The organism is Blastocatellia bacterium (assembly GCA_016713405.1).
GTDB lineage: Bacteria > Acidobacteriota > Blastocatellia > Chloracidobacteriales > JADJPF01 > JADJPF01.
Window position 1 is genome coordinate 69717 of sequence record JADJPF010000020.1, and the last position, 23158, is coordinate 92874.

Genomic DNA, 23158 nt, shown 5'->3' on the forward strand with positions numbered 1-23158 from the left:
ATGTCTAAGCCAAAACTAGCTGTGTGGAAATTTTCTTCTTGTGATGGTTGCCAACTAAGCTTGTTGGATTGTGAAGACGAGCTTTTAACGGTAGCAAGCAAAATAGAAATTGCTAATTTTCCTGAAGCTTCACGCGAAGTTATAGACGGGCCTTATGACCTTTCATTAGTTGAAGGCTCAATCACCACACCACACGACTTAGAACGAATTAAAGAAGTCAGAAAAATCTCTAAATATTTAATCACCATTGGAGCTTGTGCAACAGCAGGTGGGATTCAAGCATTAAAAAATTTTAAGTCTGTAAAAGATTTTATTTCAATTGTTTATGCTACACCTGACTATATTTCTACATTAGATAAATCTACGGCTATTGCTGACCATGTAAAAGTAGATTTTGAGTTGCATGGCTGTCCAATAAACAAAGAGCAGCTTTTAGAAGTAATTAGCGCGTTTCTAAAGGGACGTAAGCCTAATGTTTTTGCTCATAGCGTTTGTTTAGAATGCAAATTAGCAGGAAACGTATGTGTGATGGTTAGTCACGGGACAGCCTGCCTTGGGCCGGTAACGCACGCTGGTTGCGGGGCTTTATGCCCGTCTTACACTCGCGGCTGTTTTGGTTGTTATGGTGCTAAAGAAAACACTAACACTAATTCCTTAAGCAATAAGCTTTATCAATTAGGAGTAAAAAACCAAGATATTATGAAGCTATTTCGTAGTTACAATGCCTATACTCCTGATTTTCTAAAGGAGAGTACCCGCCATGAACAATAAAACAATAAAAGTAGACTATTTAGCACGTGTAGAGGGCGAAGGCGGCCTGTACATCAAGGTTAGAGATGAAAAAGTTGTAGATGTTCAGCTAAAAATCTTTGAGCCACCTAGATTTTTTGAAGCATTTCTAAGAGGTCGTCAATTTACTGACGTTCCAGACATTACGGCTCGAATTTGTGGAATCTGTCCGGTTGCCTATCAAATGAGCGCGGTACATGCAATGGAAGACGGGCTTGGCGTTAAGGTTGAAGGCCAACTACGAGAATTAAGACGCTTGCTTTATTGTGGTGAATGGATTGAAAGCCACACTTTGCATGTTTATATGTTGCACGCACCGGATTTTCTGGGCTATCAAAGCTCTATTCATATGGCAAAGGATTTCCCAGATATTGTTAAAAATGGTCTGCAAATGAAAAAAGCAGGCAATGACATAGTTAAATTAATTGGTGGCCGAGAAATTCATCCAATCAATGTTAAGGTTGGAGGTTTTTATAAAGTCCCTACTAAAAAAGAGTTATTAGCACTTGGGGAAAAACTTAAAACGGCTAGAGATATTGCGGTTGAAACAGTAAAGTGGGTAGCAAAATTTAATTTCTTTGATTTTGACCAAAAATATAACTATGTCTCGCTACATCACGATCAAGAATATCCTTTTAATGAAGGTAGAATAATTTCTAGCGATGGGCTAAATATTGCAATTAATGAATATGACCAGCATTTTACAGAACAGCATGTTAAGCATTCTAACGCGCTACATTCTGTTTTAACAAAAGATGGAAGTAATTATTTTGTTGGGCCGCTGGCGCGTTATAACCTAAATTTTGACCAACTATCTCAAGCAACTAAAGAACTTGCTGTTGAAGTCGGATTGTCAAGAAACTGCAATAATCCTTTTCAAAGCATTGTTATTCGTAGCCTAGAAATATTTTATGCCTTTGATGAAGCATTACGTATTATTCAGCAATATGAAATGCCTGAAAAAGCGGCTGTAAAAATAGAGCCTAAAGCCTCAACCGGCTATGGTTGCACAGAAGCACCTAGAGGACAATTTATCATCGTTATCAGATTGACGATGAAGGTTTAATTTTAGACGCAAAAATAGTTCCTCCAACATCCCAAAATCAAAGGACGATTGAAAAAGATTTGCAAGAATTTGTGCCAAAATATTTGTCAATGACTGAAGAAGAATTGACTTGGCATTGTGAACAAGCTGTTCGCAACTATGACCCTTGTATCTCTTGCGCTACACATTTCCTAAAACTAACGCTAGACAAACAATAACATGTCTCTTTTAGTAATTGGTTTAGGTAATGAGTTTCGAGGTGATGACATAGCAGGTTTACTAGTAGTAAGAAAACTAAAACGGCTAGTTGCTGATCGCCAAGTTGATTTTTATGAGCATAGCGGCGAGGCTAGTTTTTTAATCTCGCTTTGGTCAGAAAATGCAGAGAATTCAATAGTTTTTATTGTAGATGGAGTTTCTAGCCAAGACGCAATTGGAACAATTCACCGTTTTGATTTACAACAACAAACTTTAGCAACTGAGCTTTTTTATTCTACACATGCTTTTAACTTGGCAGAAGCTATTGAGCTAGCGCGAATACTTAATCAGTTGCCTAAAACAATTATTTTTTATGGAGTAACAGGAAAAAACTTTCAAATAGGGTCAGAGCTTTCCTTAGAACTTCCAAAGGCAATAGACAAACTTGTAGAGCAAATGGTTAAGGAGATAGAAAATTTGGATTTTTAGTTTTGCTTTTGCACTTTGGTAAAAAAGCTAGCTAGTTTTGCCTCATCAAGTTGTCCGTTAGTGCGTACACCGCTACAAATATCTAGTCCAAAAGGTGCTACGGTTTCTATAGCTTCAGTAATATTATCTGGATTTAAGCCCCCAGCTAAAAATATTGGGATTGAAAGTTGCTCGCGGATTTGGCGGCTAATTTCCCAATTATGAGTGCGGCCCGTGCCACCTAATTCTTTTACAGCTAAAGCTTGGTTGCCTGAATCAAGCAAAACTGCATCAACATAAGGAGCAACATTTAAGGCTTGAGATAGGGAATTTTCATCTTGGACATGAATAACCTGCACTAAGGAAATACCTGGAAGTGATGAGCGTAGTTGCTCATAGCTACCTGTTACAAGCCAATCACAGATTTGTATTGTGTTAGTGGCGCAGCGGCGTTGTTGATCAACTATTTCTCTAATGTCTTGTTTGCTGGTTAAGAGAAATGTTGCTATTGGTGGAGGGACTTCTTTTGCTATTTCCTGAATTAAATCTTCAGAAATTACGCCTGGGCCGCTAGGCATTTCAGAAACTAGTCCAAGGGCAGACGCTCCATAATTGATGGCTAGGTGAGCCTCCTGGACGCTGCTAATACAACAAATTTTAATTCTAGGTGATAGAGTTGGTTTCATTATTTACCCTTTCTAGCAGAAACTATTGATAGCAAATCGCTAAATAACCCATAAGCTGTTTGGGTGAGTGTTGGATCTTTTTCAATAATAGTTAAAGTTCCCATTAGGTCAGTCTCTAAGGTTAAAACATTAGAAAAAGCATCTATAGTATAAAAAACATCTGATTTGTCAATTTCTGTAGGTAAAACCGATGCTGATATTTTTCCATTGTTATTAATGATGTCCATAATTAAGCGAATTTTTTTTCCTGCCTTTTGAGCAATTGAAATTTCATCCATGCTAATATTAGCAATACCTAAACGATTAACATCTTTTGGCTTAAGTTCGCCATTCATTAAGCAATTAGCTAGCACACAAGCTTTAACTGCTGCATCCCAACCATCAACGTCTAGGCTAGCATCTGCTTCAGCAATACCAACATTTTGAGCTTTAGTTAACGCGCTAGCAAAATCTCTACCTTCTTCCATTTCGCTTAAAATAAAGTTTGTTGTGCTATTAACAATACCTTTTATTCTATGAATTTTTGTTAATGGTAAAGTATGACGTACTAGGTTAAAAACTGGTGTGCCATCCATCATAGTTGATTCATAGTAGAGATGGCGATCTTGAGCTTTTGCTAATTTTAGTAGTTCAGAGGCAGCAAAGGCTAGAGGCCCCTTGTTAGCGGTGACAACATCTTGACGAGCTAGTAAAGCTTGTTTTACATGACTAAGAGCAGGTTCGCCATTTTCTAAGCTTAAAATACTAGTTTCTATCATAATATCGGCAGAACTTTTACTAATAGCTTGAAAAGAATCTGATAGCGGGATAACACCGTCTAATGTAGTCAAAGATTGATTGGATTTTACTTTAGCTAATGCTAAAGTCAGGTTTATTTCTTTATCAGAAATTATTATTCCATGTTTAGCAGTAGCAATGGCAGTGCATATAAACCGTGTTTGGTATTTTTGAGCTATCTCCTGCTCTTTCTCAATTAACAGTTCAGCTAAACGACGGGCAGCATTACCAAAACCTATTAACGAAAATTTAACTATGCCAATATTGTTTTCTAAGTTATTATTAATCACTAGAAGTACCCTTAAGGTGTTTAACTAATACTCATAGTTTTAACCTTATATTTTTAATAAATTAAAAGTTACATTAAAAATATCGAACTGCTAAAATGGCTAGTGACCTATGTTGCTATCAACCAATTAGCATAAAATATTTAGATTACCTAAATTTCTGTTTGTGGAAACAAAAATGCTAGCAGCTAACAAAGAGTGTCCCGTTTGCCAAAACCACCATAACAGCAGTGGTATATCAATTTGTCCTCAAAGTAATCATGATGGTAATGATAAATCCAATTGCATCCCTAACAAAGACCTCCCGGCATTTACAGATTTAGCAACATTAAAAACTAGTCTGAAGTTGGCAGCATTAAATAATGATATAAAAAGTTTACGTCAAACTTATCTAAAACTTGCTCAACATTTCTTACATATAGAAGACTTAAGTGAAGCCTTACTTTATTTTCATAAAGCAGAATTACTTGAACCAAACAATTTAGTTAATACATCACTAAAAGAAATAATTAGTATTCATATAAAATTAGGCCAAATGGATAAAACCATTAGACCAATTCAACAACTTGCCCAGCTTTATGTACAAAGTGAAGAAACACAAGCGGCAAAAGAATATTTTGAAAATTTATTAACTACTTATTCTTTTGATCTAAATTGGTTAAGAGAAGTTTTTTCTATATTAGACGAAAATGCTTTAACAGTAGAGTTATCAACTATTCAACAAGAAAAATCTTCTTTAGGTTACTCATTACAAGTTAGTGTAGCAACAGATGAAACAGATGATGAAATACCTTTTATTACTGACTTAGTTGCTATAGAAGAAGAATCTTCTGCTTATCACACAACGCTAGAAAATAGTAATTTATATAGCGATAATAAGACCGCGCTTAAGCCTCCTGTATTTGATTTATCAGAATCAGAAGAAGAATCCTTTACATCAAAAGAAAGTCCTATACCAATAGGAAACAAATTTGTTACACCTAAAGAAATGCCTAAGCTGCCTAGTCCGGCAAGCAGGTATACAACCGGCCCTTTAAGCTTGCCAACATCTATTAGCTTAGATTCTAGCCAAGAAATTTTGCGTATTGAAACAAAGCCTGGCTTTGCTTCGCGTGCTACAGGAAGTTTTCGACCAATAGAAAGACCTAGTTTTAAGGATCTATCTGTAATGGTAGTTGATGATGATGCAGCAGTTAGGGAGTTGCTAGTAGAGTTACTAAAAGACATGGGTTGCCAAGTTATAGAAGCTATAGATGGGCAAGAAGCTATAGAGAAATTAAGAGAAGTCAAGCCTAATTTTATTATCTCTGATATAGTAATGCCTCGTCGGGATGGCTATGGACTTTTTGAGTACCTGCAAAGTGATGATAATCTTACAGATATTCCTTTTATCTTTTTAACTGGTAGAATAGAAATGGATGAAAAACTTCAGGCTCTGCAAGGTGGGGTAGAAGATTACTGGTTAAAACCTTTTGATATTGAAGAGATAGGAATACGCTTACGTAGAATGTTGCAAAAAGCTCGTATGGCAGGTGATGTAAGAGGAAAACTTTCAGAAATTCCTCTTCCTGACCTGTTACAATCCTTGGCCGCAGGTAATAAGTCTGGAGTATTAAGACTATCTCGTTCAGGCCGTTATGGAATTATTTATATTGACCAAGGCCGCATTATTGATGCTGAATTTGAAGATCTAGCTGGTAAAACAGCTATTTATTGTTTGGTTAATTGGTGTATGGATGGAGGTAATTTTAATTTTCATAGCCAGCTAGTAGAACGAAATACAGCTATCAAACAAAGCATTCAAGGTATTTTAATTTTGTCTACAAGGAGATTTGGAGACTATTCAAACCGTAGTAGCTTTAAATAAAGCTGGATTGCTACGTATAGTTGATTTTGCTATTGAATAAACTGCTAAAGAGTATCCTCAAGTCTTTAATTTTTTATTACTAAATGCAGATTCAGCATAGACATTGCAATCCTAGCTATGATATTTTACCCCTGTTAACTCAGTGTATGTTCTAATTAAGTGCTAAATCATGGCTAAAGACAAAGACCTAAATTTTACACAACCTTTAGATCAAACTATTGAATTGCGACTTGCTGATGTGCGTGGTGCCCATCAAGGTAGCAGTCATTACTATACTTTGACTGTTATTGAAGGTCGTGATTTTGGTTGTGTTTTCCAACTAGACAAGCCAGAAAGCGTCCTTGGACGTAGCGAGGATGTAGAAATTCGTGTTGATGATGGGAAGGCTTCACGTCGCCATGTTTTAATTACAGTTCAAGAAGGCGAAGATATACAAAGTTCCCGCGTTACTTTAGTAGATCTTAACAGTAAAAATGGTACTTATATTAATGGTGAACGTATTGCTGAAGTATTACTAAGAAATGGTGATAAAATCAGCATTGGTGATACCATTCTAAAATTTGAAGTAAAAGATCGTTTAGATCTTTCCTACCACCAACGCCTTTACCAACAAGCAACAAGAGATGCCCTTACAGGTCTTTGGAACCGTAATCATGCTCAAGAAGAACTAGAAAAAATCGTGTCTGTTTCTGGTCGTCATCTGCGTCCATTTTCAATATTACTTTTTGATATAGATTTCTTTAAGGGTATTAATGATAACTTTGGTCATGATGTTGGTGATGCTGTTCTTAGATTAACCTCTCAAACTATCAATGATCATTTACGTTCCCACGATATGGCAGCCCGCTATGGCGGAGAAGAATTTTTGGTATTACTTCCAGAAACTAGTATTGAAGGTGCTGTAATTGCTGGTGAAAGATTGCGTCAAGCTATTGAAGCAATAGACTTTTCTCCTCATGGCTGTTTAAGACGTGTAACAATTAGTGTTGGTGTTGCTCAATACCCTGTTTGTGGACGTACAATAGAAGAACTAACTAAACAAGCCGATGAAGCTCTTTATAGAGCTAAACAAACAGGGCGCAATAGAGTATGTTTAGCTACCATTATTCCTGGGTTTGATGAATAATTCCTTATTTAGAATAAAATCCAACCAAGAAAATAGACTATTAAGATAATGACTGGGCTTAGTATACAAGTGCTTGCAGACTTTTACGAATGTGATCCTAATGTGCTTGACAATGAGGATCTTATCAGAGAGTCAATGCTTGAAGCTGCTCAAAAATGTGGAGCAACAATTATTCTTCATAACTTCCATAAATTTAGCCCTCAAGGTGTTAGTGGGATGATTATTATTGCAGAATCACATTTTGCTATTCATACATGGCCAGAACATTCTTATGCTGCTGTTGATTTATTTACCTGCGGTCAGAGCATCAAACCCGAACCCGGTCTAAATTATTTAGCACAAGTATTAAAAAGTAAACATCAAACAACTAATGTTATTAGTCGTGGATATCAATTTGATAAAACTAAACAATCATAAATAAATTTAGACAGAAGTAACTAATAACTAAATTATTGTACTTCTCAATATTTTTAGTTATCAGACTAGCGTTATATCAAGCTTTTTTCCGTCCTGGTAAATTTTGGTAAGTACCAAATAAATGATCAATAACAGGTGAAGTAACACCATACCAAATAGGGTCATTAGTATGATGATGTAGTAGATGATAAGTTTTTAGATAGCGCATTAACCTAGTTTTTGGTTGGCGGCAATGAGCAGAATAATGAACATACTCATACCATAAATAACTAATCCAAATGCCTGAGAGTACCAACAAGGCTATTTGACCATTACCAATAATCAAGCTTAAAGCTAGCCAAACTAAAATGCTGATAGGAAGGCTAAACCATACAGGAGCAAAAATTAAACTTAGCTCTCTAGGGTGTTTATGATGCGTTCTATGCGCCCAAGGAAGTAGTGACCACCATTGTCCATATTCTGGCTGATGAAATACCCAACGATGCAAAATATATTCAATAAACATCCAAATTACAACCCCAAGTGCAACTGTCCAAATTAAGTGTTGCCAACCTACTGCTATAGTAGCCTTTATCATTAGCCATAATAAAACTGGTGGATAAAATAAATATGCTTGAAAATACCAAAGTTTTTGCCAAATGGTTTTAGGTTCTTTAGATAATATGGCTTCTTTCATAATTAACCTTGTAATAAAATGGTAAGGTGGTTATACCACTTTATTATTAAAAAGCAAAGCAAAATTATTTTTTGTATTTTTTATAGGTGTTATTTTGCATTTTAAAACTGGCGGTTAGAAACTAAATCGTTAAAAAGTGCTTTGTCAAAAGCGATTCCAAGACTTTCGCATTTAAGTCGTACTTTTTCTTCTAGGTCTGCTACTGATATTTTTCCTCCAACTTGAGTATGTACAATATCTCTCATCATTTCCTGCATTTTAGCCCGCTGCAACCGTGGGTTAGCAGCGTTGGCTAGAACTTTATCAACATTTTTCAAGGATTTAGCAAAATAAGCAAAACTGCGAATAGGATCAGCCGCACGGCTAATTATTACTTTCATTGCGGATTCTATTTTCTCAATAGGCAAATCTTTTATTTGGATATATTGTTGGTGATCAAAACTTGTCCAAGTATTTGCAGTTAAATCATGATAGATTTCCTTTGTCCGTCTTTCATGATCTGTCATCCTTTTAAGATCATGATCATGATCTTTATTGGTTGACTTTATGTCAGAGTCTGATCGAAGTGAGGTTGTGACAGAATCTGACATTTTTGCAGAGTCTGACATTGTGTCAGACTCTAGTGAATCATCAATAGAAGGTAAGAAAACTTCAAAAGTTAGCCCTCCAGCTTTACCTAAGAAATGGCGATCAGTTCGTCTAATTAGACCTTGGCCTTCCAAAGAATTTAATGCTCGAAACACTGTTCGATCTGTTAAGTTCACTGATTTAGCTAGTTTACCAGCACTAACATAACAAGTTGTTTTATTAAACCCTATGAGAAAGAAAGTAAAGCCAGAGGTAAACTACGAACTCACTATTACTAAGAATGGGAAGTAATCCTTTAAGGACATAGTTAGGAATTCTTAATTCTCCTCGAGTTAGGGCAACGGTAGTGCGGCCTGTAATTTTGTCAGGGTCTGACTTTATTTCAGAGTCTGTAATTTTGGCTCTCTCTGATCCTGTCAGAGTCTCATCTGATGAAAAGTCAGGGTCTGACTTTATTTCAAGTTCTGATCGTCGATGAGATCGGCTTGTAGCTTGATCTAGAGACGTTTCAGATCGCTGATCGCTGATCTCAAATTGATCTTCTTCAGAATGCTGATCGTGATCAACTACAAACCAATCTACAATATTTCTTTCGTGATCAAATGGAAAAGTATCTGCCAATTTGTCAGATACTACTTTTATGTCAGACTCTGACTTTTTAACAGTATCTGACATAAAGTCAGAGTCTCTAGTATGTGACAATTTAGCAGAGGCTGACTTTATTGCAGAGTCTGACATAAAGTCAGCCTCTGCTTTTTGTGCGGCTTGTTCTTTTAGACCTTCAATAATAGGTTTAATGGGATGAAAAAGTTTTTTAGACCAGGCTTCTACTTCTGGGTCAATAGAGACATCAAATTTTTTACGTGCAGAGCGTTTTGGTTGAGAGCTAGCAGAGCGTTTTTTAGGGTTTTCTGTCATAAGTGTGTCCTATTTTTTACCTTTTGACCCTATGACTTCTAGTTTACGAGTAGGTAAAGAAAGGCGTTTTAATACTTCTTCGGAAAAATCTGCATAATTATGAGCATTTAAGGCTCTAGGTTTATATTGAGATAGAATTGATTTATAGGCAAAAGCTTCTATTAAGCGAGTATTTTCAAAAACAATAGATTCAAAGCAAAGTTCGCCAAATTCACGTCTAATGCTAGCATCTGCTTCGGCACTAACATTTTTGCGGTTATCAAAACGTGTAGTAACTACACCAAGCATTTCTAACTTATTATTTAATCCATTTCTAATGTTAGCAAAGGTTTCTGTAAAGTCTGAAACACCTTCTAAGCTCATATATTCAGCAGCTAAAGGGGTAATAACATGTGTTGCTGTAGTTAAATCTAGCGTTAGCAGTGGCCCAAGACTTGGAGGAGTGTCAATTATAATAAAGTCATAAAAGATACTACGAGATTCCATTTCTGCAAGCCCTGATCTAAGTAGCGTTACTTTATCAGCTTTGGCTTGCTCAAATTTAGCTACAGAAATATGGGATGGGATCATATCTAAGTTTTCGATACCTGTTTCAAAGATACAATCTTCTAAAGGGTAGATTACGGGTTTTTGTTTTAGCATTTGGCGAGCAGAGCCACGTTTTTCAGGAGCTACTTCATAAAGTAAAAAAGTAGCTAAATGTTTGGTAATTTGATCTGTAGCCATTAGATAAGAGGTAGCATTTTTTTGTGGATCAGAATCTATAAGTAGTGTGCTATATCCACGCAGTGACAATTCACCTGCTAAATTTACACTGGTGGTGCTTTTACCAACACCTCCCTTTTGATTAGCTATTGCAATAATAATAGGTGGCATAAAATGAGTAGCTCCAAGTAAAAAACCAAACGCCGTGCTTTTATAATTCTTGCCACAGAACGGACAAAGCACGGCATTTGGCTGGAAAAAATAATGCCAAAAATATAATTATTTTTAATCTGTTCTGTGGCAGTAGACATTATATATAGGCCAATATAATGGAAGCAAGCTATATATAGTAGAGTAGATTGCTGTATTCTTAAGTATAAGATAATAGAACAGTTAGTATATTTTGATAAAATTTGACAAAAATTTTTAGATCTACCTTGATCTATGAAAACACATTAGTTAGATAAATAGATGTTAAAAAAACATAATAATTTCTCAGTACACTATTTATAGTGGATTATTATGCGATAAGACCTAATTAGAGGATCTATAGATTACCTAATTATTTATTAATAAAATAAAATAAGCAGTCCATTTAATGAACTGCTTATTTAGCTTATATTTTTACTAGATAAGTTACTTGCTTGTTAAAGTATCAGTATTTTTAATTGTAGTTTGGTTACGTTTTATAGCTGCTTCGCTAAAGCAAGGGCGACACCAACCATATAAAAAACCATCTATTAAGTGAAAAGCTACAGATTCTTCATCTTTAACGCTATGATGGCAGTGTTTACATTCCCAGATACCAATATTTTGAGAGGAAGCGGACATAAATTACTCCTAAAAATTATTATATTAATTTAGATATTTTAATGGTGGCTTAAACGCAAAAAAGGTTGTAAGGTTGCAAAAGATTTTTAAAAATTTTGCTTATAAAAGCTTATTACTGATCTATAATTTAGTTGGTCTTAAATAATTTTAATTAAGGCAACTTAAAATAAAAAAACATCACAAATTAATGGGTAGCTTTCTTAAATCAATTTAGACGAGGGTACTTTAATGAATACCAAAATTTATACTTTTTTTATTACCTTGTTTTTGGTTTTTGTCCTGCTACCAACAGATATTTTAACTGCAAAACAAAAAAAGAAGTCTCAAAAAAATATTAAAAAAAGTGTTCCTACAGCTAAAGTTCGTTATCGAGCAAAGCAGATGCGTTTAAGGCGTGTTTTTGTGCCTGTGCATGGAGTGCTGGTTCAAACATTAACAGGAGATACTTTACTTGCACAAAACGCCCAAACCTATTTTAATCCTGCTTCAGTAATGAAAATAGCTACTTCTATAACTGCTTTAGAAACATTAGGTTATAACTATAAATTTAATACAGAGATTTATACTAATGGTGACATAGATAAAGATAATACGCTTAATGGAGATTTAATTATTGTTGGTTCAGGGGATCCAAGTTTATTTTATGAAAATGCGTTTTTAATAGGAGAAAATTTATCTTATTTAGGAATTAAAAAAGTAACAGGAAATTTATTAATAACAAATCCTTTTTATCTTAATTTTGACACTTCTGTTCAACGATCAGCCCAGGAGTTAAAACTTATTTTTAGTCCTACTAACTGGACAAAATCTGTGCAAGAGGCCTGGACAGAGTACACTGAAAATAGACCTAATGCAGTATTTCAAGGTTTAGAAATTATAGGTTCAACACAAATTATTAGTGCTGGAGAAATACCTATAAGAAAACAGTTACTTTTAACGCATCAATCTCGTAATTTGTTAGATATATTAAAGATGCAAAATGATTATTCTAATAACTTTATGGCTGAAGTCGTAGGTGAGAAAATAGGCGGGCCAAAGGTAATAGAGAAGTTTTTGATCGAAAAAGTAAAAATTAGCCCTAGTCAACTAGAAGTAGCCTCTGCATCAGGACTTGGGGAAAATAAAATGACTCCTATAGCTACACTAGAGTTATTAAGATATTTTTATAGCTCAATTAATAAAAATGGTAAAAATTTTGATCAGCTTTTACCTGCTGCTGGGGTTGATGCTGGAACTTTAGATGAGCGATTTACTAGTGCAGAACTACAAGGGAGTGTAATTGCAAAAACAGGTACATTAATTAGGCAAAAGGCAAGTGCTTTAGTTGGAATAGCTTATACTAAAGAAAAAGGCCCATTGTTTTTTGCTATCCTTAACAAAGATAATGTTTTACACGCACGACGTTATCAGGATGAAATTATAACAAACTTAATTTATGAAAATGGCGGCCCTGTTGCTGTTCGTACTACTTCAAGTCGCTTTGAAAGCTCTCCAAATATATTGATCAATTTTAATAATAAATAATATGTAATTAAGATCTATTATCTATTATTGCTTGATGCTTAGATGAAGTAGCAGGTGGGTTAGGAGGGTTTTCAAAGGTAATAACTGGGCATTCTTGAACTCTTTCTAATAACAATAAAGGATCAAGTTTAGGTAATTTTCTTTGTATAGGAACACCTACTTCTATAGGAGGTAGTTTAGCAAACTGATACCATTTTTTAGAACCCCGACCAATGGAAAGAAAACCCTTCTCTTAATGAGCCGTTTCCTTGTTTGAGGAGAGTTTCAACCAGAATTTGTAATTGGCTAGCAGGACGAGTTAGAGCAAAACGTTCTAGGTGAAAGATTACTTCTGAGTGTCTAGGCTCGTCAAAAGCATTCTATCCCCAATAAACATAATTTTATGAGCATAATTTTTAGGGTTAATACCAAAATCATTAGCAATACCTATTACATCACCTTTAAGCCTTTGACCTTGGCCTTCTACTTTAGCAAAGAAGTGGCGTAGACCTGTAGCCTTTAATGCAATTTCTGCATAGGTACTAGTAGCCATAGTTAATACGGTATGTATAAATCCTATTTTAGATAGAATTTCTAATGCTGGTGCAATCTCTGGGCGTGCTTCCACAGTAGGCAAATTTTCACGATATTTTTCTAATTTTTCAAAATTACCTATTGTTCCATCTAAATCCCACACTAATAAATAAGGTTCTTTCTATGTTTTTTTAACCTAAGGTTTATTTAAGGTTAGAGAATGTTATTTTCCTCTTTTCTAATTTTAGCTAATTGACGATTAACTCCAATAACAAAACGAGGTAAAAGCAAGGAATAAGGAATCCAAACTAGCCAATTATATGGTTTAGGTAGAAAAAATAACAAAGCCAAAAAAATAATTATTCCTATCCAACACCAAAAAGATGCTTTTATCATATAATCTTTCTCTTTTTTACTTTGTGTATTTTTAATACTAAAGTAAGTACCAATAATTCCGCCTCCTATTCCTAGAACTCCTCCAATAATTCCTCCTATTAATCCTGGATTCATAGTATAACCTCCTGGTTATTTTGAGCTTTTTATTGACTTTTTACTAGCATATTTAGAACGACTTTTAACACACTTTTCTAGTTTATCACTAGCTTCTAAGACCTTTAGTTGTAAGTCTCTATCTATACTATTTTCTCTTAAATATTGTTGGACTATTTCTAGAGCTTGTGGACTAGATTGCCCACTAATAAAGGCTGCTAGCCATTCATTAATAAAAAATATTTTTCTCTGTTTTTTTAATTGTGGCAGTGCTGCTAAAGCAGGTCTTAGATAACCAATCGTTAAATTAGCTTGGTTTGGACTATTAAAAGCTCTTAAGCTAGTTTCAATCCAATTTTCTGCTAATTCGCGGTCTTGTAAATAACGCTCAAAATAATTTTTCTTTAATTCTTTATTTGCCTGTGCTGCTTTAGCAATAAAGCTATAGCGTTGTGCATCAGCACTTAAATCTTGCTTTTCTTCTATAAACAGTAGTTTTTCTGCCATTGGGTCAGATTGTGAAATTAAGCTAGTAATAAGTTCCCAACGATCTTTTGCTTTTAGCTCAATTTTATCAAAACTCATTTTTCCTTCTAGTAAATCTACTAGCTGTTTTCTTCCTTCAGCACTACTTATTAAATTTGGTAGAGAGCGAAAGTAAGTTAAACGTAGTCCTAAGCTTTTATCAGATTTTATTTCTTGAAAAAGCATTGTTTCTAATTTAGGAGCAATTTTGTTTTTTTGTTGAAAAGATAAATAATGGCTAAAAGCTACAGCAGAGTTACTTAAAACTAATTGTACAGTGATAGGATCTTCTTCTTTACTTAAAGCTTGACAAACTAATTCTAGATATTCAACAGGTGCAAAAACGCCTTGTTGAACTGCATTCCAAATGGCTCCCCAAAGAAGCGAGCGTAAAAACTGATCTGAAACATTTGCTAAATTACTTTTTATATAAGCTAAACTTTTACTATCTAAACGAAACTCGCCATATCCAAAATCTTCATAATTAGCAAAAATATAATCTGGTTTAGGCTTTCCTACTACATCTGTAACTACAGTTGTAGTGCTAGTTAGACTAACAGTTAAAACTATAGCTGGTTGGTTAGTGTAGGCTAAGATTAATTTAGTTTTTAGCGGCCAAATAGTATCTTCTCCTAAAATATTATTTTGTTTTAAGCTTAGAGTGTGAATTTTTCCTGCTCTAATAGTTAAAACAGGTTCAACAACGGCCATTGCCCGACGCTTTACCCATGCATCAGCCCAAGTTTTTAAGCTATAACCAGCCGACTTTTCATAACATTTAATTAAGTCCGACCATTCAGCATTAGAAAAAGCATAGCTACTTAAAAATGCTTGGACACCTTTTTGGAAAGCTTCTTTACCTAAATAAAACTCAAGTTGGCGAAGCATTGAAGGTGCTTTAGTGTAAACAATATTACCATAAGCTGATTTTGCATCTTTTAGATTAGGGATTTCTTGAAAAATGGGTGTTGTTCCTTTGGTGCTATCAGTTGAATATGCTCTAGGTTTATTAGCTTGATAGAAGTTTTTCCAAACGTTGCCAGGAAAGACTTTTTCCATAGCCTGATAAGCCATAAAAGTCGCAAACCCTTCTTTTAGCCAAAGATCATCAAACCATCGCATAGTAACTAAATTACCAAACCATTGATGAGCAGCCTCATGTAAAATTAAACTAGCTCGGTTTAATAAGTCATTGGGAGAAGGTTCATTAGGAAAAAGCATACGATCTTCTCTAAAAAATATGGCTCCAGCATGTTCCATTCCACCATAAGCAAATTCAGGTAAAATTACCATATCACATTTGCCAAAAGGATAAGGATAATCAAAATAGCTTGCCAAGGTTTCTAGCCCTTCACGATGAAGACGAGCAATTTCTTTTAGCTCATTTTTAGCTTTACTTTCCTTGGATTTACGGACATATAAATCCATAGGAGTTTTGCTGTTTTCAATTTCTAGTTGTGAAAAAGGCCCGGCAGCAAAAGCAAAAAGATAAGTACTAAGAGCTTTAGTTTCTTCAAAAGTCGCTATTTGAAAGTGTCCAGGACGATTACTTATTCTTTCTTTTAAAGGGGTATTAGTTACAACTGCCCAATGTCCAGGACAAGTTATAGATAAACTAAAACGAACTTTTAAGTCAGGTTGGTCAAAACAAGGAAAAGCCATATGAGCATCACTTGGAACAAATAAACTATAAAGATACTCGTTATTGTCGTCTTTATCTATATATCGAGTAATTGCTGCACCAGATTTACGTACAGGACAAATAAAACTTAGTTCTAAAGAATTATTACCTACTTTTAATGTTTTGCTTGGGATAATAATATGACCATTAACTTGTTGAAAATCTGTAATAATATGACCATTAACAACTAAAAAATTATTTCTTAGTGTTCCATTAAGTTGATTAGGATCGTCTCCAAGGCTCTTAAAATCTAAAATTAATGACTCTGATGGGTTAGAAATTTGAAGTTCTATTTCAATATGACCTATTAAATTTTCATCCATAGGTTTAATTTCATAATTTAATTTATATCTTATATGAGAGTAGATAGAAGCACGTTTATTTGCTAGTTGACGCGAAATACCAATTTCTGGAATAGTCTTTTCAGTATCTTCAATATTTACATTCGCCATAACAGGATAAAAACTTAAAAAAGTTAGAAATAAAATTAATAATATTTTGTAGTAAAACATAAATTAAATCTAATACTCCTATTTATCAATTTGAAGTAGAATAGGAAATTACTTGCTAAAATCTTAGTAATTTTCAATCTTAACATTTTGTTTAGGTGGTTAACCTAGTTAATTTTAATTTTTTGCTGGAGTGTTTAATGAAATCTAAAAAAGTTAGAATCATAGTCATTGTTTTAATAGGGCTAATAGTAATAGGCTGTGTAATTGTACAAGGAATGGATAGGGAAACTTTATTAACGGCTTTAAGTGATGGGAATACAGAAGCAGTAGAAAGATTAGTAAAAAGTAGTGATGTAAACCAAAAAGATGATCGAGGACAAGTACCTTTAATTATTGCAATAATTGGAGATAATACTAAAAGTGCTGACCTACTTATAAAAGCAAAAGCAGACATCAATGTTAAAAATCATTTGGGTTTTACACCAATGCAAGAAGCTATTAGATATCTTAGGCCAAATATAATTAAACTATTAGTAGAAGCTGGTGCAGATGTTAATGCTCGAGATAAATATGACAAAACAGCCTTAATTGTAGCTGCACAAAAAAAAGATGCTTCATTAGCAAAATTATTGATAGAAAAAAAAGCAGATGTTAATTATAGGCTTGAAGGTGGAAAAACAGCTTTAGTTTTTGCAGCAGAAAACGGTGCAGGAGAAGTTGCAGACCTATTGGTTAAAGCAGGTGCAGATCTTGAAGTTAAAGACCCTAGTATAACATTTCCTTTAGAAACACTCGCTAAAGGTGGTGATTTTAAGGTAATAGGTCAAGTTATAGACAGAGGTTTAATAAAACAAGGTTGCAACTGTGGATTAGCAGAAGCTTTAGGATTTGTTGCAAGTAGAGGAGACTTGGAATTGATAGATGCAATATTAAATTTTGGAGTTGACTTAAATAAACTAGCTAGAAATGGAACAACTCCTTTAAATAACGCGGTAGTTGGTGGAAAAGAAATGGCTGTCACTAAACTTATTCAAGCTAAAGCTGATGTTAATATTGCTAATAAATTTGGACGTACCCCTTTAATGACAACGGCTGCTAATGCTAATGCTAACATAGTAAAACTACTCTTGGCCGCAGGAGCAAAAGTTAATGTAAAAGATGAAGAAGGCAGAACAGCTTTAATGTATGCTGCTTCTTATCGTTATGAAGAAGCTATTGAAATGGCTAAAGCACTCATTGCTGCAAAAGAAAATGTTAATGAACAAGATAATGATGGTTGGACAGCTTTAATGTATGCTATACGTGATAATAATACAGAATTTATAGATACTTTGCTTAAGGCTGGTGCTAATATAAAATTAAAAAATAAAGCAGGCCAAACAGCAGAAACCATTGCTCAAGATAGAAAAAGAACAGAAGTTATTGAATTGCTCGCTTCAGATAAAAAATAAATTATTTTATGGTTGTACAATGAAAGTTTGTTTAGGAAATTGAGCGCGTAAAATTTCTAATGCTAGAGCAAATTTGCTACTTACAAACTTTGAAAGTAATAAGCGGGAAGTAGCTTTATCGGGTTCTAAAAACGCAGGTTCACAACTACGATTGCTACCATAAAGATAAACTGTTCCAGATCTAATAGTTAAATAACCACCTGCTAAGGTAAAAATTTGAATAAAAGGATCTTCCATTTGTTGACCAAGTACGGTTATTAAAGACTGTTGTAGCTTGGCACTAGCACGAATTGGATCGTATTCTTCTTGTGACCAAGTATCTAAGTAAAATATTGGATAATCACAAGCTAAAAATAATAAAAAGCAGTATTGCAAAGGCTCATCAGATTCATCTAAAATTTTAGAGTTTAATATTTCTACACTCTCTAAAGGTAGTATTCTTGGGCAGTTAGTAAATCTAGACAAAGTAATAGCGTAGGATTCATTAAGTTGATCAAAATAATCTAATACTTGAGCTTGAATCATATTTAATGCTACATGACTTGTCCGGCCTTCACTTTCCATTTTTGCAAGTAGACGGAAAAAACTACTTGCTTGACTAGATAGGCTATAGAGTAGACGACGATAACCAACATCAATTAAAAGCTGTTCAATTACTGCTTTATAGTAAGCACCTTTATTAATTAGATCATGTGATTTTTCATTTATGTACATTGAAAGTAGTTTTAAGAATAAGCTATTGTCTTTATTAGTAGCTCCAAGTAGTTCAAAACAAACCTTTTGGAAATTTACAGCAGTTTGTTCACTTATTAAATGTAGGCTATGGTCTGATTCTTTATCAATAGGTATAAGGTTAGTTGGTAATTCTTTGGTACTACCAGTTTTATCTTGGGTATTTGCAACAACCATACTTGGATAAAGTTCTTCCAAGTCTTCATAAACACTTTGGAGTAGTTGCCAATGTTCTGTTGTTGCATTCATTTGCTGTAAGTCTTGAATTGAGCGATGTAGAAAAGCTTTATAGCTACTAACAAATGCTAGCCATGAGTCAAATTGGATTTCAGGATCAAAATAATAATCTACAGACTCAGTTAATATAGAAGAAACATTTGTTCCAAATAGAAACCTTTCTAACCCTAACATAATTGCTTGGCTAGCTGATTCTGAGTTAATACGTAAACCACTAGCTACAGTAGAGCCAGAAATCTCTAGCAGTAAAATAAGTCTTGCTGTATCGCAAAACAGTCTTAGTAGTAACCCTAAAGCTGCCATTGTTGGAGCGCGGGAAATCATATCATCCCATGCAGGGTTAGATGCAACTTTGCTCCAAAAATCCCATAGCATTGGCGAAAGGCCACGAATCATTGACCAAACCCAGTTAAGAGAATTAATCCATTTATCATTAAATCGTTTTGCTATTTCATTTCTATAACTATCAACCATACGAGGAAAGCTAGAAACAGCTTCATAAAGTTCTTCACTAGACTTCATATCTCGCAAGGAAAGCATAAAATCATCAGCTAATGCCCAGGTAATATTGATTAAATCAATAATTCGCATTTTGTCGGCTAGCATTAAACCAGGCAAAACATCGCGCTCAGCTTCTGTAGGACTTGGTATTGAATTAAGAAGTTGTTCTCGTCCTCCAGCAAAGGTAGGTACTTTAATAGTTAAAAATGTAGGGTGTTCCGGCCCAGGTTGACCAAGAGCTTGAAGACCTTGACTAACTTTTTGCACATAATCATCCCCAAACATTGCAATAGCTCGTCGTCGTCCTACGGCTCGCCAAAAATTTGCTAAATAATGAAAACGATCCAATGAATTAATTGTATTAGGAGCAAGATTAAAAGCTTTTGGATCAAGTAAAGCAAGGCCAATAATGGTTTCAAACGGGCCTCCTAAGGCACTTGATTTGATATATTGAAATTCGCTTTGCTTACCAACCAATTGATAAATTAATGAAGACATCAATGGAAAAGCAGTATGAAACTTGACTTTTTGCCCTGCTGGATCAAAATCAAATTCAGAGAGTCCACAACTAACAAAGGGCTGTATTTCTTGATCTTCTAGTTGTTGAATGGAGAGCGTTTGATTAGAGGCATATTTTAAGAACTTATCTAAACGATTTAAGTCTGTACATTCTAGTAAAGGTGAGGCTTCTGCAAGCAGCGATGCAACTTCTTGAGCCATACGCTTAAAAGTTGATGAAACCCCAAGTTCACCGTTAATTGTTCGCCATTGACCTGCTTCTTGCTGGTAAATATGCCCAGGATCATCTATATCTACTGCAACATTAAGAAAAAATAGAGACATTTCAAAATTACAAAAATGAAAAAACTCTACAATTGCACGTAGCAATGTAGCCACTGGATACCATTGTGTAATCTCTTGTAATTTTTCAGGTTGTACTAAAATAGGCATTACTTCTGCTACTAAATTATCTATTACTTCTAACACATGAAATAAATATCTAGCCGTATCTTTGCTTATTACAATAGGAGGACTAATAGCACTTAATTTCATCAGATAGCCTTGAATTTCAGGGCTAAAATTATAAAGTTGTAAATGATTTGTTTTATGTACAGAAGCAACTTTAAATTGATCTGACCAAGCTTTTACTCTTAAAAGTCCGCGCCAACTTTGTCCTAAACTTCGCAAAATTTGTTCTGTGCTGCGTGAATTAACTTGTCCTGCTTCACTCTTAACAGTATTTAGCATATTTTCTAAAGCGTGTAGTTGAGAAACCCTTCCACGTAAATAGCTTAGCTCTCTAGTTGCTTGATTAGCCTCTAGTCGTAGCTGTTCTATTGTGCTTTCAGGATAACGCATCTTAGGGTTAGGCTCTGCTTGATTGATTTTCTCTATAGTTTCAATTCGAGTACGAGCCATTGAAATGGTCATATAGCGTTTAGCTACAGCCGTTCGCACTAAAATAATTACTTCCGCTAGTTCAGCTTTTCGCCAATTGACTAGCCCCATGCCTAATTCGCTATCACGGCCCTGAAAATTATTATAAAGCTGTGCTTCTTGTTCATTACTAAGATGGGTAATGTCAAAAAGCCGAATGTCAAAAGATTGCCCAACTAATTTTGGTTCAGCAAAAACACGCTCTGCCCAAGCTAAAAGTTGTTCCCTTGCTCCTAGTGCAGAAGCATTTTCTAGCTCAAAGAAAAAATTAGATTGCTGTGAGTCATTCATAAATGTCTTGCCTAGAATTAAATTAGGTTGGCTAATAAATTATTATAAAAATCGAGATTAACAAATCCTAAGCCTTTTTGTCAGCATGAAAAACTGCTAGGAAAAAAATTATTTATTTATTTAGGAACAATATTTCTTTTTTAGGTGTCAATTCCAAGTAGATTTCCTGATTTAAGAGGCTAACTATGCTAAAAATAAAAAAAGAAAAATTTGCAGAAAAGTGCGAAATTTGCCATAAAAAAGATCTTTTTAATCCTGTTAATAATTCTTGTGGTAGATGTGAGAAACTAATTATTTCTAGGTCTGATAAAGGAAAGTTTATAGTTAATTGGCAAGTGGATTTAGTCCTCTTAGCCAACACTTTAAGAAATTTTGCATGGCAAAACTTAGATATTAGGTCAATAAAAATTGTTCGATTAGTGCTATTTATATCAATGCTTTTCTTAATCTTTGCACCAATTGCAGATCAAGAAATTCAACAATATTATCAAATTGCTTCTTTGCCTATGCCAGATGGAGAATGCCAAACAGAAGATTTTACTATGGTGTGTGGAAGAAATTACATAACCACTGTGGCTGATGTTCAACTAGTTTTGTTGTTTACTTCTGTAATAGGAATTTTTATAGGTCTAGTTGCTTATTATTCTCCAGAAAATGAAAAAGCTAAACTTATTAGTCTAGGGAGGTAAATTTTATGTCTATAACAATAAAAAAGAAAAACTTGCAGAAAGATGTGAAATTTGTCACCAAAAAGACTGCTTTAACCCTATTAATAATCTTTGTAAAAGATGTAATTTATCAAGTTTAACTACATCTGATAACCATAATTTAATTATTGATCAACCAATAATTAATCTTAGACTGCCAAATGTGCTAAGAAATTTTGCTTGGCAAAATCAGGAAGTAAAGCTCTTAAGCTCTATTTGTTGGATCTTTGTTTTTACAACATTTCTTAGTGTGTTTTTAGTTTGGGTAAATGAACAAATTGCCCAAGACATGGATTCTTATTACTATACAGAAGGTTTTGAAATGTGGGCTATCTGCTACCTTAGCCGAACCCCAACACCTTTAGAAATGGTTTTTATATCGGTGATGGGTTTTTGTCTAATTGGAATTTTTTACCTAGAATCAATGCCTTCAAAAATAGAAATAATAGAAAGTATAAAGAGTATTAAGGATGATATAACAAAAAGTATAAAAGAAGTATTAAAAGAAGTTACTAGTATTGTTGAATAAATAATATTTTGCAAGTTATAACCCAATTGATTGGGCATTCATAATATTATCAACAATTTGCTTCTGACTTTCCTTAAAACCTGATGTAGGAATTAAAATCTTTTCATTTTGTTTAGTGCGAATAAAAATATAAGTAGATACAGGTATTATGTAAGCAATAACTAGTCTGTAAGGATACCATTCATGTATATCTTGCCATAATAAATCAACCTGCCGCATTTTAGGTTGAAAAAGCATTATGGGCTTAAACCTATTATCAACCATATTAAAAGAGATTCCTCTCTTTCCTGCACGAAAGTAACATCTTTCTGAGAAAAGAGTAGAAATGCGTTGGACTATTGTTCCTAAACCAAACCAAATTACAAAAAGAGAAAGCGGAGTTACAAAAACAACAAAAAGAAAATCAATTTGTCCCAAATTATAAAAAAGAGAAAGGTTACAAATTGCTAGCAAAAAGGTTACAGTTGCCCAAATCGCAATAGAAAGAATTAGCTTTAAAGATCCTGGGGTAGCTACATCTATCAAAAGACCTATAGAAGATTGTTGAAATTTTGTTTTTTTTATGTCTGTTTCCATAATCAAAAGTAGCCCAATTTCTTATTGAATTTATCAAATTTTCTCCTATTATATTTTTACTTGTAAGCAAAAAACAAAAGATATTTTGCTGGTTATTTTCCTCCAGATATTTTTGCAAGTAATTTTTTTTCTCCT

21 protein-coding genes and 1 pseudogene are annotated in these 23158 nt (G+C 34.2%); 10 read left to right on the plus strand and 12 right to left on the minus strand.

What is annotated here, in order from left to right:
- The 3 genes and pseudogenes from IPK14_18590 to IPK14_18600 all read left to right on the plus strand — a co-directional run bounded on the left by IPK14_18590 (nucleotide 1) and on the right by IPK14_18600 (nucleotide 2521).
- Nucleotides 1-771: an oxidoreductase gene (locus tag IPK14_18590; protein MBK7995306.1), complete on the plus strand. Its 771-nt coding sequence runs from the start codon at nucleotides 1-3 to the stop codon at nucleotides 769-771.
- Nucleotides 761-2052: pseudogene (locus IPK14_18595) on the plus strand (Ni/Fe hydrogenase subunit alpha). Before IPK14_18590 ends, IPK14_18595 begins: the two are co-directional and overlap by 11 nt.
- A gap of 1 nt (nucleotide 2053) precedes the next feature.
- On the plus strand, nucleotides 2054-2521 hold the full coding sequence (locus IPK14_18600) for a hydrogenase maturation protease (protein MBK7995307.1): 468 nt from the start codon (nucleotides 2054-2056) through the stop codon (nucleotides 2519-2521).
- Here IPK14_18600 and IPK14_18605 read toward each other — a convergent pair.
- Together IPK14_18605 and IPK14_18610 are read right to left on the minus strand one after the other, a co-directional pair.
- Nucleotides 2518-3186, minus strand: coding sequence for a phosphoribosylanthranilate isomerase (locus IPK14_18605; protein ID MBK7995308.1), 669 nt, complete (start codon nucleotides 3184-3186; stop codon nucleotides 2518-2520). The genes IPK14_18600 and IPK14_18605 overlap by 4 nt on opposite strands.
- Complete coding sequence (locus tag IPK14_18610; GenBank protein MBK7995309.1) at nucleotides 3186-4253, minus strand: homoserine dehydrogenase; 1068 nt, start codon at nucleotides 4251-4253, stop codon at nucleotides 3186-3188. Before IPK14_18610 ends, IPK14_18605 begins: the two co-directional genes overlap by 1 nt.
- A 175-nt stretch (nucleotides 4254-4428) precedes the next feature.
- On the opposite strand from IPK14_18610, the gene IPK14_18615 reads away from it, so the two are divergent.
- The 3 genes from IPK14_18615 to speD all read left to right on the plus strand — a co-directional run bounded on the left by IPK14_18615 (nucleotide 4429) and on the right by speD (nucleotide 7660).
- Nucleotides 4429-6117 carry a response regulator gene (locus IPK14_18615; GenBank protein MBK7995310.1) on the plus strand — a complete coding sequence of 563 codons (1689 nt, stop codon included), beginning with the start codon at nucleotides 4429-4431 and terminating at the stop codon, nucleotides 6115-6117.
- A gap of 169 nt (nucleotides 6118-6286) precedes the next feature.
- Entirely contained in the window at nucleotides 6287-7243 is a 957-nt protein-coding gene (locus tag IPK14_18620; GenBank protein ID MBK7995311.1) for a GGDEF domain-containing protein, read from the plus strand.
- Between the two features lie 48 nt (nucleotides 7244-7291).
- On the plus strand, nucleotides 7292-7660 hold the full coding sequence (gene speD / locus IPK14_18625) for an adenosylmethionine decarboxylase (protein ID MBK7995312.1): 369 nt from the start codon (nucleotides 7292-7294) through the stop codon (nucleotides 7658-7660).
- 76 nt (nucleotides 7661-7736) lie between these two features.
- Here speD and IPK14_18630 read toward each other — a convergent pair whose 3' ends face one another.
- The 5 genes from IPK14_18630 to IPK14_18650 all read right to left on the minus strand — a co-directional run bounded on the left by IPK14_18630 (nucleotide 7737) and on the right by IPK14_18650 (nucleotide 11378).
- On the minus strand, nucleotides 7737-8336 hold the full coding sequence (locus IPK14_18630; protein ID MBK7995313.1) for a sterol desaturase family protein: 600 nt from the start codon (nucleotides 8334-8336) through the stop codon (nucleotides 7737-7739).
- Nucleotides 8337-8437: 101 nt separating this feature from the next.
- Complete coding sequence (locus IPK14_18635; protein ID MBK7995314.1) at nucleotides 8438-9100, minus strand: hypothetical protein; 663 nt, start codon at nucleotides 9098-9100, stop codon at nucleotides 8438-8440.
- 43 nt (nucleotides 9101-9143) lie between these two features.
- Nucleotides 9144-9842: a hypothetical protein gene (locus IPK14_18640; protein MBK7995315.1), complete on the minus strand. Its 699-nt coding sequence runs from the start codon at nucleotides 9840-9842 to the stop codon at nucleotides 9144-9146.
- Nucleotides 9843-9851: 9 nt separating this feature from the next.
- Nucleotides 9852-10718, minus strand: a complete 867-nt coding sequence (locus IPK14_18645) for a ParA family protein (protein ID MBK7995316.1) — start codon at nucleotides 10716-10718, stop codon at nucleotides 9852-9854.
- A gap of 465 nt (nucleotides 10719-11183) precedes the next feature.
- Entirely contained in the window at nucleotides 11184-11378 is a 195-nt protein-coding gene (locus tag IPK14_18650; protein ID MBK7995317.1) for a hypothetical protein, read from the minus strand.
- Between the two features lie 228 nt (nucleotides 11379-11606).
- On the opposite strand from IPK14_18650, the gene IPK14_18655 reads away from it, so the two are divergent.
- Entirely contained in the window at nucleotides 11607-12902 is a 1296-nt protein-coding gene (locus IPK14_18655) for a D-alanyl-D-alanine carboxypeptidase (GenBank protein ID MBK7995318.1), read from the plus strand.
- Between the two features lie 325 nt (nucleotides 12903-13227).
- Here the strand turns inward: IPK14_18655 and IPK14_18660 are convergent, their stop codons facing one another.
- Genes IPK14_18660 through IPK14_18670 form a run of 3 tightly spaced genes read right to left on the minus strand, consistent with a single transcriptional unit; the run spans nucleotide 13228 to nucleotide 16622 of the window.
- Nucleotides 13228-13578: an HAD family hydrolase gene (locus IPK14_18660; protein MBK7995319.1), complete on the minus strand. Its 351-nt coding sequence runs from the start codon at nucleotides 13576-13578 to the stop codon at nucleotides 13228-13230.
- Between the two features lie 50 nt (nucleotides 13579-13628).
- Nucleotides 13629-13925, minus strand: coding sequence for a hypothetical protein (locus IPK14_18665; GenBank protein MBK7995320.1), 297 nt, complete (start codon nucleotides 13923-13925; stop codon nucleotides 13629-13631).
- Nucleotides 13926-13940: 15 nt separating this feature from the next.
- Nucleotides 13941-16622 (minus strand): ERAP1-like C-terminal domain-containing protein, encoded by a 2682-nt coding sequence (locus tag IPK14_18670; protein ID MBK7995321.1) that lies wholly within the window; start codon nucleotides 16620-16622, stop codon nucleotides 13941-13943.
- Between the two features lie 137 nt (nucleotides 16623-16759).
- On the opposite strand from IPK14_18670, the gene IPK14_18675 reads away from it, so the two are divergent.
- Nucleotides 16760-18013: an ankyrin repeat domain-containing protein gene (locus IPK14_18675; protein ID MBK7995322.1), complete on the plus strand. Its 1254-nt coding sequence runs from the start codon at nucleotides 16760-16762 to the stop codon at nucleotides 18011-18013.
- A 6-nt stretch (nucleotides 18014-18019) separates the two neighbouring features.
- On the opposite strand, the gene IPK14_18680 is transcribed toward IPK14_18675, so the two are convergent.
- On the minus strand, nucleotides 18020-21211 hold the full coding sequence (locus tag IPK14_18680) for a hypothetical protein (protein ID MBK7995323.1): 3192 nt from the start codon (nucleotides 21209-21211) through the stop codon (nucleotides 18020-18022).
- Between the two features lie 185 nt (nucleotides 21212-21396).
- Here IPK14_18680 and IPK14_18685 point away from each other — a divergent pair, with 185 nt between their 5' ends.
- Both IPK14_18685 and IPK14_18690 read left to right on the plus strand, forming a co-directional pair.
- Complete coding sequence (locus IPK14_18685; protein ID MBK7995324.1) at nucleotides 21397-21900, plus strand: hypothetical protein; 504 nt, start codon at nucleotides 21397-21399, stop codon at nucleotides 21898-21900.
- 181 nt (nucleotides 21901-22081) lie between these two features.
- Nucleotides 22082-22447, plus strand: a complete 366-nt coding sequence (locus IPK14_18690) for a hypothetical protein (GenBank protein MBK7995325.1) — start codon at nucleotides 22082-22084, stop codon at nucleotides 22445-22447.
- A 15-nt stretch (nucleotides 22448-22462) separates the two neighbouring features.
- Here the strand turns inward: IPK14_18690 and IPK14_18695 are convergent, their stop codons facing one another.
- Complete coding sequence (locus IPK14_18695) at nucleotides 22463-23023, minus strand: hypothetical protein (GenBank protein MBK7995326.1); 561 nt, start codon at nucleotides 23021-23023, stop codon at nucleotides 22463-22465.
- Between the last annotated feature and the right edge of the window lie 135 nt (nucleotides 23024-23158).